The sequence below is a fragment of the Amycolatopsis sp. cmx-4-83 genome (genome assembly GCF_046548815.1).
Classification (GTDB): Bacteria; Actinomycetota; Actinomycetes; order Mycobacteriales; family Pseudonocardiaceae; genus Amycolatopsis; species Amycolatopsis pretoriensis_A.
This window is the reverse complement of sequence record NZ_JAEBEF010000001.1, coordinates 950,155-963,955: the sequence shown is the minus strand read 5'-3', so window position 1 is coordinate 963,955 and position 13,801 is coordinate 950,155. Positions and strand designations below refer to the sequence as shown.

The following is a 13,801-nucleotide window of genomic DNA, read 5'->3' as shown; positions in this document are numbered from 1 at the left end:
CCGTCCGATGCCCTGCGCCGGGCGGCGTTACCGGGCTGGATGCACTTCTACAATCATCATCGACCCCACAGCTCAACCGGCGGCAAGCCGCCGGTCACCCGGCTGACCAACCTCCCCGGACATCACATCTAGAGCCGCACTTTCACGTGAAAGTGATCCGGAGGCTTCCTTCGGATCACTTTCACGTGAAAGTGCGGCGTTGACATGTGACCTTTTGGTCACCTATCTTGAGGACGTGCAAGACGACCTGGTGTTCAAGGCGCTGGCGGATCCGACCCGCCGGTTCCTGCTCGACCTGCTCTTCGAGCGTGACGGCCGCACGCTCACCGAGCTGGAGACCCAGGTCGAGATGACCCGCTTCGGCGTCATGAAGCACCTGAAGCTGCTGGAAGAGGCCGGGCTCGTCGTCACGCGCAAGGACGGCCGCGAGAAGCGGCACTTCCTGAACCCCGTGCCGATCCGGCAGATCCACGACCGGTGGATCGACAAGTACACCGAGCGCCACGTCACCGCGCTGCTCGACCTCAAGAACGAACTGGAAGGCGAAGAACCATGACGACCACCGTGCAGGTCCACCGCGTCTACATCAAGGCCACCCCGGAGCGCATCTGGGAAGCCATCACGAAGCCCGAGTGGACGCAGAAGTACGGCTACACCGGCCTCGCCGACTTCGACCTCAAGGTCGGCGGCAAGCACCGGACCCGCCCGACGCAGGCGTTCATCGACGCCGGGTTCACCGGTGACCTCGTCGACGGCGAGGTCCTGGAAGTCGACCCGCCGCGCAAGCTCGTCATCACCTGGAAATTGCTGATGGGTCCCGAAGGGATGGGCGCCGAGCCGTACACGACGCTCACCTACGACATCGAGGCGACGAAGACGGCCGGCACCAGACTGACCGTCACCCACGACGTCACCGGCGCGCCGCTCACTGCCGACATGGTCGCCGGGGTGCACGAAGACGTCAACGCCGGGCCGGGCGAGAACGCCGGTGGTGGCTGGGACTGGATCCTCTCGGACCTCAAGTCCCTGCTGGAGACCGGCGAAATCCTGGTGCCGTAAGGGGGTCTGGCGGGACCTGTCTCGCGCCGCTTCGAGACAGGTCCCGCCAGGGTCTTCAGACGCGCTGGGTCGCCGCCTTCAAGGCCGTCTTCGCGGCCTCCGGCGCGCCCAGCGTGTCGAGTCCGAACAAGGCCGCCCCCACCACGGGGTTCACGTCGACGACGCGGACCACCGCGCGCGGCGCCACCTTCAGGCACCGCTTCTCGATCTCCGCGATCACCGGCGCGCCGATCCCGGTCAGCACGCCGCCGCCGAGGACGATCTCCGGGGCTTCCCCGGTCAGGTCCAGCTCGCGGAGGATCACCGCGGCGAACACGCTGACCTCCTCCACGAACCGCGTCACGACGTCCTGCGCGACCTCGTCGCCGGCCGCCGCCACCTCGAACAGCAGGGGGCACAGCCCGTGGATCGACGCCGCGTCGATCTCCTCGAAGTGCAGGCCCTGCACGACGTCCAGCAGCGTCGGCTTCCCGAAGTACGCCGCCACCGCCGGCATCAGCGCGGTCCGCGGGCCGCGGCCGTCCTCGGCGCGCACGGCCCACCACAGCGCTTCTTCGCCGAGCCGGTAGCCGCCACCCCAGTCGCCGGAGATCTTGCCCAGCGCGGGAAAGCGGTGGACGCGGCCGTCCGGTCCGACGCCGGCGCCGTTGATCCCGGCGCCGCACACCACGGCGACGCCCACCCCCGCGCTGCCCGCCCGCAGCAGCGCGAGGGTGTCGTTGCCGACGGTCAGGGTGTCGCTCCAGCCGCGCGCGGACAGCGCCGCGTGCAGCGCTTCTTCCTCACGCGGGAAGTCCAGCCCGGCCAGGTACGCGGAGGTGTGGACCGCGGCCGGTCGTTCCCCGAAGTCCGGAAAGGCTTCCAGCACCAGGGTTTCCAGCGCCGTGACGCAGGCCGCGACGCCGACGTTCTGCGGTGACGCGCCGGGCCCGCGCGACTGGCCCAGCACGACGCCGTCTTCCGAAATCACGAGGACCTCGGTCTTGCTGTTGCCGCCGTCGACAGCGATGATGGCAGGCTTCATCCGCGCGCCCACGGCAGGTATTCGCGGTTGATCTGCACCAGCGAGTCGGCGAGCTGGTCGGCCTTGGTGTACTGCCCGACCAGCGGGTGTGCCAGCAGCGCGTCCGCCACGCGGTCGCGGCCGCCCTTGATCGCCGCCTCCAGCGCGAGGTACTCGTACGACGTCGTCGCCGCGATGAGCCCGGCGAAGCGCTGCTCCACCGGCGGTTGCGCGATCGGCGTCGCACCCTTCGAGTCCACAGTGGACCTGGCTTCGATGACGGCGTCGTCCGGCAGGAACGGGAAAGTCCCGTCGTTGCGGACGTTCACCACGTGCTCCTCGGCCGGCGCCCCCGCGGTCAGCGCGTGCACGAGCTGCACCGCGGCCTCCGAGTAGTACGCGCCGCCGCGCTTCTCCAGCGACTCCGGCTTCGTGTTCTGCTCCGGGTCGAGGTAGATCTTCAGCAGCTCTTCCTCGACGTCGGACACGACGTCCGCGCGCGGCCGCTCGGTGCGCTGCTTGGTGACCTGCTCGTCGTGCGCGTAGAAGTACTTCAGGTAGTACGACGGCACGACGTTCATGCGCCGCAACCACTTCTCCGGCACGCTGACCTCGTTGGACAGGTAGTCCAGGTGCTGGTCCAGCAGCTCGGGCAGCCGGTCGACGCCGTCGACGAGCGCGCCGCGCTCCCAGCTCAGGTGGTTGAGTCCGGTGTGGACGAGCTTGACGTCGTCCGCACCGACGCCGAGCAGCTTCCCGAACTGGCGCTGCAGGTTGATCGCGACGTTGCACAGCCCGACCGCGCGGTGGCCCTCGTTGAGCAGGGCGCGCGTGACGATGCCGACCGGGTTCGTGAAGTTGACGATCCACGTGTCGTCACCGGCGATCTTGCGCACGCAGTCGGCGATGTCGAGCACCACCGGGACCGTGCGCAGCGCCTTGGCGAGGCCGCCGGCGCCGGTCGTCTCCTGCCCGACGCAGCCGCAGGCGTGCGGGAACGTCTCGTCCGAGCGCCGCGCCCGCTGCCCGCCGACCCGCAGCTGGATCAGCACCGCGGACGCGCCGTCGACACCCTCTTCCAGCGACTGCGTGGTCCGCACCCGCGCCGGGTGGCCGGCGTGGTCGAGCAGGCGCTGGCTGAACCCGCCGACGGCGTCGACGCGGTAGGCGTCCGGGTCGACCAGCACGATCTCGTCAACGTCCAAAGTGGACCGGCGACCGGCGATCCCGTCGATCAGTTCCGGCGTGTAGGTGGACCCGCCACCGACGACTGCCAGCTTCATCCCTTGACTCCCGTGAATGTGATGCCCTTGACGAACGACTTCTGGGCGAAGATGAACAGCACGATGACCGGCGCCATGATGAGGGCCGTGGCGGCCATCGTCAGGTTCCACTCGACGTGGTGCATGCCGCGGAAGGACGCGATCGCCAGCGAAAGCGGCCAGTGGTCGCGGTTTTCCCCGGTGTAGAGCAGCGGCCCGAAGTAGTCGTTCCAGGTGAACAGGAAGCAGAACATCGCGGTGGCCGCGATCCCGGGCTTCGCCATCGGGATCAGCACCCGGTACATCGCCTGGAACTCGTTGCAGCCGTCGATCTTCGCCGCTTCGATGTAGTCCTTCGGAATGGTGAGGAAGAACTGGCGGAGCAGGAAGATCGAGAACGCGTCGAAGAAGAAGTACGGCACGATCAGCGGAACCAGCGTGCCGGTGAGGCCCATCCGCACCCACAGGTCGTACAGCGGCACGATGGTGACCTGCGGCGGCAGCAGCATCGCGGCCACCGTCAGCATGAAGAACAGGTTCTGCCCGCGCCACCGCAGCTTGGAAAGCCCGTAGGCGGCCGGGATCGCCGACAGCAGCGCGCCCGCCGTCGCCACGGCCGAGTACAGCAGGCTGTTGCCGAAGTACGACAGCAGCGGCGCCTTCCGGAACACCTCGACGAAGTTCTCGAAGTGCCATTCGGTCGGCCACAGGCTCGCCGTCATCGCCTGGTCGCTCTTCATCACCGAAGTGAGGAACACGAACAGCAGCGGCAGCATGAAGATCACGCCGAGCGCGATCCCGACCGCGTGGGTCGCGATGTAGGAAAGCCGCTTGTCCCAGTTGCGCTTGAACCGCACCTTCGGCGGCACGCCCGCATCGCGCTGCGGCGCTTCGGCCAACGCGGTCATGCGCCCTCCTCCTGGTGCTGGGACTTCCGCAGCTGCCGCACCAGGATCCAGGTGAACCCGGCGCTGACGATGAACAGCAGCACGGCCATCGCTGCCGCGTAACCCATGTTGAAGTAACGGAAACCCTGGACGTACAGCCAGATCGGGTACGTCAGCGTCGAGTTCTGCGGTGCGCCGATGAGCTTCGAGTTGCCGGCGACGTCCGCGGTGCCCGCGCTCGCGGAAGCCGCGACGATCGCCTGCGTGAAGAACTGCAGCGCGTAGATGATCGAGTTGACCACGCCGAAGAGCAGCACCGGCGAGATCGAGGGCAGCGTGACGTGCCAGAACCGGCGGATCGGGCCGGCGCCGTCGAGCTCCGCCGCCTCGTACTGCTCGGTCGGGACGTCCAGCAGCGCGGCGAGGATGATGATCATCAGCTCGCCGGAGCCCCACAGCGCGAGCAGCGTCAGCGCGGGCTTCGACATCTCCGGGCTGTTGAACCACAGTCCGCCGTCGATGCCGACGAGCCGCAGGAACCGGTTGACCGGGCCGAATTCGGGGTTGAACACGAAGACGAACGCCAGGGTCGCCGCGGCGGGCGGGGCGAGCGTCGGCAGGTAGCAGAGCGTGCGGACCAGGCCGACCCCCGACTTGAGCCGCGAGATCACCGACGCGACGCCGAGGGAGAACACCACGCGGCAGACCGTCAGGATGACCACCAGCCACAGCGTGTTGTACGCGGCCGTGCCGACCAGCGGCTCGGTGGTGAACATCCGGACGTAGTTGTCGAAGCCGATGAACACCGGCGGGTTGATCAGGTCGTACCGGGTGAAGGAGTAGTAGACCGTGGCGATCAGCGGGTAGCCGAAGAAGATCAGGAACCCGAGGAACGCCGGTGCCATGAAGAAGAAAACGGTCCGGCGGCGCTTGGCCCGGCGGGCCCCCGCCCGCACCTTCGCAGGTGCGGACGGGGAACCTTCGGTGGTGACGGGAAGAGCGGTGGAGGTCATCCGCCCGCGCCCTTCTGCTTGAGCTCGTCGTTCACCTGCGCGTCGACCTTCGCCAGGCCCGCGGTCAGGTCGGGGATCGAGCCGGCCTGCCACTTCTCCGCGAAGTCGTTGACGGCCTTGAGGTGCGCGTCACCGATCGGGGTGGTCTGGTTGGCCACCAGCTTGCCGCTGTCGTAGATGTCGAGGAACGTCTTGAACTGCGGCTGCAGGTCCAGCTTCGGCGAGGTGAGCGAAGCCTTGGTGCTGGGCACGTTCTTCAGGCCGTTGGCCATGTCCACCAGGGTGTCGGTGTCCAGTGTGGCCTGCTTGATCAGCTCCCACGCGGCGCCGGGGTTCTTGGCGCCCTTGGGGATCGCGATGATCGTGCCGGTGGTGAACCCGCCGCCGTAGCGGTCGGCCATCGAGTCCAGCACCGGGAACGGCGCCGTCTGGTACTTGATCTCCGGCGCCTGGTCCTTGAGGAACGCGGTGCGGAACTCGCCGTCCATGATCATGGCGAGCTTGCCCTTGTGGAAGCCGTGGTCGGCGGAGTACTCGTCGCCGAGGCCCGCCTTGAACTTCTCGACCTTGTCGTGGCCGCCGTAGAAGTCGATGAGCTGCTTCTGGAACTCGAACATCGCCTTCCAGCCGGGGTTGGTGGCGAGGTCCGACTTGCCGTCCTGGCCGAGGAAGGTGGCGCCGAAGTACTGCGCCCAGTACTGGGCCTGGTTGGCGTAGAACGGCATCGAGGGCAGGAAACCCGCGACCTTGATCGAGCCGTCCGGGTTGAACTCGGTGAGCTTCTTGGTGTCCTCGAACAACTCCGACAGCGTCTTCGGCGGCGAGGTGATGCCCTTCGACGCGAACATGTCGGTGTTGTAGTACATCCCGTAGACGTCGGCGAGCATCGGCATCGCGCACCGCTTGCCCTGGTACTCGGTGTAGTTGCGGACGGCTTCGGGGATCTGGTTCAGGTCGATCTTGTCGCGCTCGATGTAGGGCTTCAGGTCCTGGAAGCTGCCGGTGGAGCACCACGCACCGAGGTTGTCGGTGTAGAAGGAAATCGCGACGTCGGGCGGGTTGCCGCCGCGGATCGACTGGGTGAGCTTGTCGTCGTCCTGGTTGCCCTCGTGCTTGATCTCGATGTTCGGGAACTTGGCCTTGAGCTTGTTGAGCCCCGCCGTCACCACGCCGTACTCGCGGTCGGTGAACTTCGAGTACACGGTGATCGTGAGCTTGTCGTCCTTGCCGGGCGCGGCCGCGGCGTCACCCCCGCTCGGGGCGGCGGCGCCGGAACAGGCGCTGGTCAGCAGGACGGACGCCGCGGCGGCGGCCGCAAGAAGTGCGCCGCGACGGGTCCGGGTGGTAGGGGGCATGGCCCTCCTCCTCATCGGTTGGGGCTACTGGAGTCGGGGACGGGTGATGTCGCCCTCGGGCCTGCGCGACCCGAGGAGCGTGGGGGTGACGACGCCGAAGACGTCCTCACGGGTGGTGGCGAGCGCGGACTGCAGCGCGCCCGCGCGGACGGCGTTGCCCTGCACCGAAGCGCAGCCGACGGGCGTGCGCGGCAGGACGAGTTCGTGGAGCTTTTCTTCGACGAGCGCGGCGAAGTCCTCGCCGCCCGCGCGGCTGGTGTCCCCGCAGAGGAGCACGAGCTGCGGGTCGGCCACCGCGACGAGGTTGGCGACGCCGCCGGCGACCCGCTTCGCCAGGTCGTGGCGGAACGGGTGGCGCGGTCCGGTTTTCGCGACGGCTTCCCATGCGGTGCCGGCTTCGATCCCGTGCGCGGCGGCGAGCCGGCAGATGGCGGGCGAGTCGACCAGGTTGCCGAACCGGGCGCCGGCCTCGGGCCAGACGTCGCCGGTGTCCACAGTGGCCGGATCGGGCACGCGCATCCAGTCGATCTCGCCGCCACCGCCGGTCGCGCCGCGCAGCAACCGCCGTCCGATCACGACGGCACCGCCGACGCCTTCGGACAGCCAGACCATGACGAAGTCGTCGACGTCCTGCGCCTGCCCGGCGCTCATCTCCTCGACGGCGACGAGGTTGACGTCGTTCTCGATGGTGACGTCGACGCCGAGCTCGTCGGACAGCTTCTGCGGGACGTCGAAGCCGAGCCAGCCGGGGATGTGCGGCGCGGAGGACAGCAGGCCGGTCCGCGGGTCGAACGCCCCCTGCGCGCCGATCACGACGTGGGCCAGCCGGTCCCGGGTGATCCCGGCTTCCCCGGCGACGTGGCTCAGTGCCTCCCCGAAGGTCCCGACGACGTCGGCCCCTTCGTGCACGGGCAAGGGAGCCCGGTACTCGGCGAGCACGACCCCGGCGACATCGGCGACGACGAAGTCCGCGAAGTGCGGCGTCAGATCGACGGCGGCGACGAAGGCGAGGCTCCCGTTGGCCGCCCAGAGCTGGGCCCGCGGCCCGCGGCCACCGCCCCGAACGCCGGCCTTGACGACGAGGTCGTCCAGCTCCAGCCGGGTGAGCAGCTGCGCGGTGGCGGGCTTCGAGAGTCCGATGGCGAGCTCGAGTTCGGCGCGGGTCAACGGGCCTTCCCGAAGGAGGACCTCGATGGCGGCGCGATCGTTGATCTCGCGCAGCATCCGCGGGCTACCGGCTCGCACTCGTCGCTCCCGACTTAATTAGGATACTTTACAGACGGTTTCCGGGGACTGTAGTGAGCCCGAGCACAGCCGTCAACGGTCTCTTGAAACGGGCGGGTAACGCTTGGGCGGGCCGGTAGGCCACCTGGCGGAGGTGTGCACGGGGCGCAACGAAAACGGCCCCGGCGGGTAGCCGGGGCCGTTTTCGTGGTCGCGTTGCGTCGCGGGGCGGTTACGCAGGCGTCTCGCGAGCTGCCGGGATGTTGCCGGGTGGCCGCAGGTCGAACTGCTGCCCGGCGCCTGCTTGGCCGGCGCCGGGCAGCTGGACACCGCGATGATCCACGGGCGAGCCCGGCTCGACCGGCGATGACGATCCGGGGGCACCGCCGGGCCGCGGCCCTTCGATCCCACTCTCGGCTTCGGTGACCCGCCCGAGGGCGGGAGATCGATTCTCGGACGTGCCCGCCGGCTAGACCTCGGTGCCGATCCGTTGCGCCGGAGCCTCGACGTGCGCCGCACCGGCGGCATCACGGGCCGGCCACTCCGTCAGGTCGAGCCGCGGCAAATTTGTCGACGATGGCGGTTCGGCCTCGGAAATCCCTGGTGCCACTTGAGCCACAGGGGTTCCCCGTCGCCGCGAGCGATCGGGTGAAAAACGGGGGTGTACCGGCCAGGCACACCCCCGCACTCACTCCTCCGCGTCCGCCCAGGCCTTGAGCATCACGCGGGCGATCGACGAGTTGCCCGGCAGGATGATCTCCGCCGCGCCGCCGGCGATCGGGGTCGGGCGGGCGCCCTCGTTTCGCAACTGGCTGTTCTCGAACGCCGCGCGCACCTCCTCGCGGGACACCCACAGCGCCTCTTCGATCTCGCCGTCCGCCGGGACCAGCGGCAACGACCGATCGGCCCGGGCCGTGAAGCCCAGCATGATCGAACGCGGGAACGGCCACGGCTGGCTGCCGAGGTACCGCACGTCCGAGACCGTTGCCCCGACCTCTTCGCTGATCTCCCGGACCACGCAGGCTTCCAGGGACTCCCCCGCCTCCACGAAACCGGCCAGCACCGAATAGCGGCCGGCCGGCCAGATCGGCTGGCGGGCCAGCAGCACGTGCGAGCCGTTCGTGCCCTCCAGCGAATGGACCAGGCAGATCACCGCCGGGTCCGTGCGCGGGTACTCCTCGCGGCCGTCGTTGGTGCACTTGCTCGCCCAGCCGAACTGGATCAGCTCCGTCGGGTGGCCGCAGCGGGTGCAGAACTTGGCTTGACGGCGCCAGAAGCGCAGCGCCTGGGCCGTCGTGAACAGGCCCGCCGACGTGTCGTCCAGCAGGTCGCCGTAACCGCGCAGCTCGACCCAGATCTCGCCGTCGGCGCGCGGGACCTCCTCGACGAAGCCCCAGCTGCCCGCCATCTTCACCGTGTCGGCTTCGCCGGACGGGCCGCCCGGGAGCGACCAGTAGTCGACGTCCTGCCACTCGCCGAGGAACACCGCGTCCGCCGGTGGTGACGAGCCGAAGTCGACCGCCTTGCGGAACGACAGCGTCGACGCGCCTTCGACGACCGGCGTGCGCCCGGCGTCGTCCAGCAGGACGACCCGGGCGTCGGGCCAGCGCGACAGCAAGCGCGAAGGGTTGGTGCGCAAGCCTTCCTGCCGGTCCACAGTGGACCTGGAGAGGGTGGGCAGATCCCCCAGTGCGAACGGAACGGACATCAGGCGGGCTCGCCCACCACGACGTCGCCGAGCGCGAGGAGCTTGCTCTCCAGCACCGCCGCGTCGCCGACCACCACGCCGGTGAACCGCTTGGGGGCGAAGAACTTCAGCGCCGCTTCGGCCACCTCCTCGGCGGTCACCGCGGCCACCCGCGCCGGGTGCTCGTTCAGCCACTCCAGTCCCAGCCCGGTCGAAGCCAGCGCGAGCACCTGCCCGGCCAGCCCGGACTGCGACGACGTCGACGTCAGCAGCGAGCCGATCGCGTACTGCCGCACCGATTCCAGCTCGTCGCCGGCCGGCGGGACCTGGCCGAGGCGGCCCAGCTCGTAGCGGGTCTCCAGCAGCGCCGGGGCGGTCGCGTCGGTCGCGGTGTCCGCGTCGACGTTGACCACCGCGGTGCCGTCGGTGAACTCGAAGCCCGAGTGCGCGGAGTAGGTGTACCCCTTGTTCTCGCGGATGTTCTCCACCAGCCGCGACGAGAAGTACCCGCCGTAGGCCAGGTTCGCCAGCTGCAGCGCCGCGTAACCCGGGTCGGTGCGCGGGACCGTCTGCGCCGAAAGCCGGATCTGCGACTGGACGGCGCCGGCGCGCGGCACCAGCAGCACGTTCGGCCCGGTCAGGTCCGGCAGCGCCGGGAGCCGCACGGCGGCGCGGTCGGACGCCCAGCCGCCGAGCACCTTCTCCAGGTCACCGATCACCGTGGCCGGGTCGAGGTCGCCGACCAGCACCAGCACCGCACCGCGCGGCAGCACGGACGCCTGGTGCAGCGCGCGGACCTGCTCCGGCGTCACCACCGCGACGTCTTCGGCCTTGGGGACCTCGCGGGTGGCCGGGTGGTCGCCGTAGCGGTGCTTCTGCAGCGCTTCCCGCGCGATCGTGCGCGGCTGCGTCCGCGAGACGGCGATCCGCTCGACGAGCCGCTCCTTCTCGCGGGCGATCTCGTCGTCGGCGTACGTCGCTCCGGTGAGGACGTCGCCGAGCACGTCGAGGAACGTCGGGAACTTGTCGGCGAGCGCGGATCCGGTCAGCACCAGGCGTTCCGGGTCGACGCCGGCGCCGATGTCGCCGCCGATCAGCGCCAGTTCGGCGTCGATCTCGATGCGGTTGCGCCGGGCGGTGCCGGTGAGGATCGTCTCCGCGAGCACCTCGGCGGTCGCCGGGTGCAGCGCGTCGTCGCCCGCGAACGGGATCCACAACCGCGCCTCGACCATCGGCACGGTCGCCTTGCGCACGGCCACCACGCGCAGGCCGTTGCTCAGCTCGGTGTCCACATGGGACAGATCAGCGGCGGCGCGCTGCGCGCCGAGCGGGGGCAGCGGGCGGGGACCCTGCGCGGTGCGGCCGATCTCCTCCGCGCTGCGGTGCGTTGCCGAAGTCACTGCTCGTTGTTCCCTTCCGAAGCGGGCTTGACCACCAGCACGGCGCGCGCGTCCGGGCGCAGCGCCTTCGCCGCCGCCGAAACGGCTTCCGCGGTGACGGCCGACATCCGGTCCGCCAGCTTGTACACCAGCGACGCGTCGCCGTAGAGCAGCTCGAACGAGCCGAGCGCCAGGGTCCGGGACACCAGGCGGTCGTGCTCCGAGTGCAGGCTCGCCGTCCAGCGGGCCGTCACCTTGCGCAGTTCCTGCTCGTCCGGTGGCGTTTCGGCGAGTTTCTCGAGCTCGTCGTCCAGCGCGGCGAGCACGCGCTCGCGGGGCACCTCGTGCGGGTGGATGAGGGTGATGGTGAACGTGTCGGGGTCGCGGGCCTCGAACGGGCCGAACAGCCCGGCGCCCGCGCCGATGTCGACGACGAGGGGCTCGCGGTGCACCAGCCGCTGCTGGAGGCGGGAGCCGTCGCCGTCGGTGAGCACGCCGGCCAGCACGAGGTAGGCCAGGTAGCTGTCGACGTCGTTGATCGGGTCCGGCATCCGGTAGCCGACGGCGAGCGCGGGCAGCGGGGCGTGCGGGTCGATCGTCTCGCCCTGCAGCTCGCTGGTCGGCAGCGGCTCGGCGAACGACGGGCGCTCCGGCGCGGGCCGGTGCGGGACGTCGCCGAAGTGCTTCCCGATCAGTTCCTTGGCCGCGCCGACCTCGAAGTCGCCGGCCACCGTGAGCACGGCGTTCGCCGGCGAGTAGTAGGTGTCGAAGAACGCGGCGCAGTCCTCGACCGTGGCGCTCTCGAGGTCCTCGAAGCCGCCGTAACCGTTGTGCGCGTTGGGGAACGTCGAGTACAGGACCGGCGGGAGGGTGATCCAAGGGAACCCGCCGTAGGGCCGGTTCAGCACGTTCAGCCGGATCTCTTCCTTGACGACGTCGATCTGGTTCGCCAGGTTCTCCGCCGTCAGCTTCGGCGCGCGCATCCGGTCGGCTTCGAGGAACAGCGCGCGCTCGAGCGCGGCGCTGGGCAGGACCTCGAAGTAGTCGGTGTAGTCCGGGTGGGTCGACCCGTTGAACGTGCCACCGCTGGACTGGACGTGGCGGAAGTGCGCGAGCTTCTCGAGGCTTTCGGAGCCCTGGAACATCAGGTGCTCGAAGAGGTGCGCGAAACCGGTGCGCCCCTCCGGCTCGGAGCGGAAACCCACGTCGTAGTGCACGCTGACGCCGACCACCGGCGCGGTCGCGTCGGGGGCGAGAACCACCCGCAGACCGTTGTCGAGGGTGTATCGGACGAGCTCGGGATCGGCCATGGCCCCACCCTACGACGGCGGAGCGGATTGCGGCGTCCGGCCTCGTGAGTGGGAAACAGTGTCCTGCCCCTGTTTCCCACTCACGAGGGTGCGGAGGTGGGCGCGGCGGGCACCGGCGAACGCGCCCGCGAGCGCCGCCGCGAAGGATCCGGCCTGGTCAGGGGCGACGTCGCCGGCGTGCCAGTACACCGGCGGCGGGTGCGGGAGCGCCTCGAAGGCGGCCACCCACGGCGCCAGTTCGCCCAGAGCTGACGCGTACGGGAGGCCGCGCGAGAAGACGACTTCGCGCTGGGGCTTCGTGAGGTCCTTCGGCTTGGCCGACGCCAGCGCTTCGGCGACGCCGCGCAGGCGCCGGGCCACGTCGGTGCCCGCCCGCCGGCGTGCGGGCAGCGCCGCCGACGTCACGACGGCGGCGGCCCCGGCCAGGGCGAGGATGACGCCGAGCTGGGCGTAGCCGACGGTCAGCGCCAGCAGCACGGTGAGGAACACGCCGTAGACCACGATCCGGCTCCCCGCCCGGCCGAGGCGCCGGGGGTTCGGGGCGAACCAGCCGCGGCGGACGAGGTCGGCGAGCAGTTCGCGGTCGACGTCGAGGTGACGCCGGCGCAGTTCGGCGACGGTCCCCGCGGCCTCGGCGGCTTCGAAGACGGCACGTTCGAAGGCGGTCAGGTGCTCGTCGGGCGGGTTGCGGCGGGTCAGCCGCCAGTCGCCGTCCTCGGCGCTCACCCACAGGTAGTTGCGGACGGCGAGGTCGAGCACGGTCGCGGCGACGTCGGCGGGCCCGGTGCGCCCGTGCAGCAGGAGGCCGGCGTGGCCCGGCAGCACACCTTCCGGCGACTCGAACTCGCCCCCCGCCGTCACTTTCACGTGAAAGTGCCCACCTGGGGGCCGCACTTTCACGTGAAAGTGCCGCCGGGCGCCCCAGACCAGGGTGGCGGCCAGCAGCAGGAGCGCGGCGAAGCCGGCCCAGGCCCAGCCGACCGGGGCGGTGAGCACGAACGCGCCCGCGATCGTCTTGGCCGGGACCACGACGGCGTTGGCCGGCACGGTGCCCGCGGGCAGCTCGACGGTCGCCGTCATCCGCGCGCCCGCGGCCAGGTTCTGCTGGCTGAACCGGGTCAGCCCGGCGTGGTCGATCTGCGCGGCACCGCACGAGAAGTCGGAGTCCGGCGGCCCGGCGAGGCAGTCCACGGCGGTCGGGATCTTCGGCGCGGCGAAGGAGGCGCGGAGGAACTTCAGCTCGGTGCTCCAGCCGCCGGCCAGCTCCCAGGTGACCCGGTCGCCGGCCACCGCACCGTCCACTGTGTACCGGACGATCGAGGTGCCGGCGGTGAGGTGGACGGTGAAGGCGTCCTGGTCGACGCTCGCCGTCCCGCTGCCTTCGAGGACGACGTCGCGGACCCGGTAGAGCCGGTCGCGGTGGTGGGGCGCGGCGACGCGCAGCGCGACCCGGCGGTCCATCGTGACGCCGGTGGGCACGGAGATCGCTTCGGCGACCGACAACGAGCCGTCGCGCTCGAGCTTGAGCTGGATCTCGGCGCTCTGCGGCAGGGTGGGCAGCGGTGGCTGGCCGACCGGCGCCGCGGTGAGGAAGAGCGCGAGCGCGGCCGCGGCGAGCACGG

13 protein-coding genes are annotated in these 13,801 nt (G+C 70.2%); 3 read left to right on the top strand and 10 right to left on the bottom strand.

All coding sequences use genetic code 11. From position 1 onward, the window contains the following. From ACLJQM_RS04930 to ACLJQM_RS04920, 3 genes are all read left to right on the top strand, one after another. Positions 1 to 132: integrase core domain-containing protein (locus ACLJQM_RS04930; protein ID WP_410630291.1), on the top strand; the 132-nt coding region annotated here is incomplete at its 5' end. 103 nt (positions 133 to 235) lie between these two features. Then, positions 236 to 556, top strand: coding sequence for an ArsR/SmtB family transcription factor (locus tag ACLJQM_RS04925; protein WP_086671947.1), 321 nt, complete (start codon positions 236 to 238; stop codon positions 554 to 556). After that, positions 553 to 1,059, top strand: coding sequence for an SRPBCC domain-containing protein (locus ACLJQM_RS04920; protein WP_247014451.1), 507 nt, complete (start codon positions 553 to 555; stop codon positions 1,057 to 1,059). The genes ACLJQM_RS04925 and ACLJQM_RS04920 overlap by 4 nt, the downstream gene beginning before the upstream one ends. Before the next feature lie 55 nt (positions 1,060 to 1,114). Here ACLJQM_RS04920 and ACLJQM_RS04915 read toward each other — a convergent pair whose 3' ends face one another. From ACLJQM_RS04915 to ACLJQM_RS04870, 10 genes are all read right to left on the bottom strand, one after another. Beyond that, entirely contained in the window at positions 1,115 to 2,083 is a 969-nt protein-coding gene (locus ACLJQM_RS04915; protein WP_360772192.1) for an N-acetylglucosamine kinase, read from the bottom strand. Continuing rightward, on the bottom strand, positions 2,080 to 3,345 hold the full coding sequence (locus ACLJQM_RS04910; protein WP_410630266.1) for a 6-phospho-beta-glucosidase: 1,266 nt from the start codon (positions 3,343 to 3,345) through the stop codon (positions 2,080 to 2,082). Before ACLJQM_RS04910 ends, ACLJQM_RS04915 begins: the two co-directional genes overlap by 4 nt. After that, entirely contained in the window at positions 3,342 to 4,232 is an 891-nt protein-coding gene (locus tag ACLJQM_RS04905) for a carbohydrate ABC transporter permease (RefSeq protein WP_247014454.1), read from the bottom strand. Before ACLJQM_RS04905 ends, ACLJQM_RS04910 begins: the two co-directional genes overlap by 4 nt. Continuing rightward, a complete protein-coding gene (locus tag ACLJQM_RS04900) occupies positions 4,229 to 5,224 on the bottom strand; it encodes a carbohydrate ABC transporter permease (protein WP_247014455.1) in 996 nt (331 codons plus the stop codon). The genes ACLJQM_RS04905 and ACLJQM_RS04900 overlap by 4 nt, the downstream gene beginning before the upstream one ends. Further along, positions 5,221 to 6,579, bottom strand: coding sequence for an extracellular solute-binding protein (locus ACLJQM_RS04895; RefSeq protein WP_247014456.1), 1,359 nt, complete (start codon positions 6,577 to 6,579; stop codon positions 5,221 to 5,223). Before ACLJQM_RS04895 ends, ACLJQM_RS04900 begins: the two co-directional genes overlap by 4 nt. A gap of 24 nt (positions 6,580 to 6,603) precedes the next feature. Beyond that, positions 6,604 to 7,824, bottom strand: coding sequence for an ROK family transcriptional regulator (locus tag ACLJQM_RS04890; protein WP_410630265.1), 1,221 nt, complete (start codon positions 7,822 to 7,824; stop codon positions 6,604 to 6,606). Positions 7,825 to 8,491: 667 nt separating this feature from the next. After that, positions 8,492 to 9,511: an NAD(+) diphosphatase gene (gene nudC / locus ACLJQM_RS04885; protein WP_410630264.1), complete on the bottom strand. Its 1,020-nt coding sequence runs from the start codon at positions 9,509 to 9,511 to the stop codon at positions 8,492 to 8,494. Next, a complete protein-coding gene (locus ACLJQM_RS04880) occupies positions 9,511 to 10,890 on the bottom strand; it encodes a M16 family metallopeptidase (protein ID WP_247014460.1) in 1,380 nt (459 codons plus the stop codon). Before ACLJQM_RS04880 ends, nudC begins: the two co-directional genes overlap by 1 nt. Next, complete coding sequence (locus ACLJQM_RS04875; RefSeq protein WP_410630263.1) at positions 10,887 to 12,179, bottom strand: M16 family metallopeptidase; 1,293 nt, start codon at positions 12,177 to 12,179, stop codon at positions 10,887 to 10,889. The genes ACLJQM_RS04880 and ACLJQM_RS04875 overlap by 4 nt, the downstream gene beginning before the upstream one ends. Positions 12,180 to 12,188: 9 nt before the next feature. Then, complete coding sequence (locus tag ACLJQM_RS04870; RefSeq protein ID WP_410630262.1) at positions 12,189 to 13,799, bottom strand: DUF2207 family protein; 1,611 nt, start codon at positions 13,797 to 13,799, stop codon at positions 12,189 to 12,191. Positions 13,800 to 13,801 lie beyond the last annotated feature (2 nt).

Coding starts and splice junctions, on each gene's coding strand:
- ACLJQM_RS04900 (WP_247014455.1), bottom strand. CDS start 5,224: ATGACCTCCACCGCTCTTCCCGTCACCACCGAAGGTTCCCCGTCCGCA.
- nudC (WP_410630264.1), bottom strand. CDS start 9,511: ATGTCCGTTCCGTTCGCACTGGGGGATCTGCCCACCCTCTCCAGGTCC.
- ACLJQM_RS04910 (WP_410630266.1), bottom strand. CDS start 3,345: ATGAAGCTGGCAGTCGTCGGTGGCGGGTCCACCTACACGCCGGAACTG.
- ACLJQM_RS04920 (WP_247014451.1), top strand. CDS start 553: ATGACGACCACCGTGCAGGTCCACCGCGTCTACATCAAGGCCACCCCG.
- ACLJQM_RS04895 (WP_247014456.1), bottom strand. CDS start 6,579: ATGCCCCCTACCACCCGGACCCGTCGCGGCGCACTTCTTGCGGCCGCC.
- ACLJQM_RS04875 (WP_410630263.1), bottom strand. CDS start 12,179: ATGGCCGATCCCGAGCTCGTCCGATACACCCTCGACAACGGTCTGCGG.
- ACLJQM_RS04905 (WP_247014454.1), bottom strand. CDS start 4,232: ATGACCGCGTTGGCCGAAGCGCCGCAGCGCGATGCGGGCGTGCCGCCG.
- ACLJQM_RS04915 (WP_360772192.1), bottom strand. CDS start 2,083: ATGAAGCCTGCCATCATCGCTGTCGACGGCGGCAACAGCAAGACCGAG.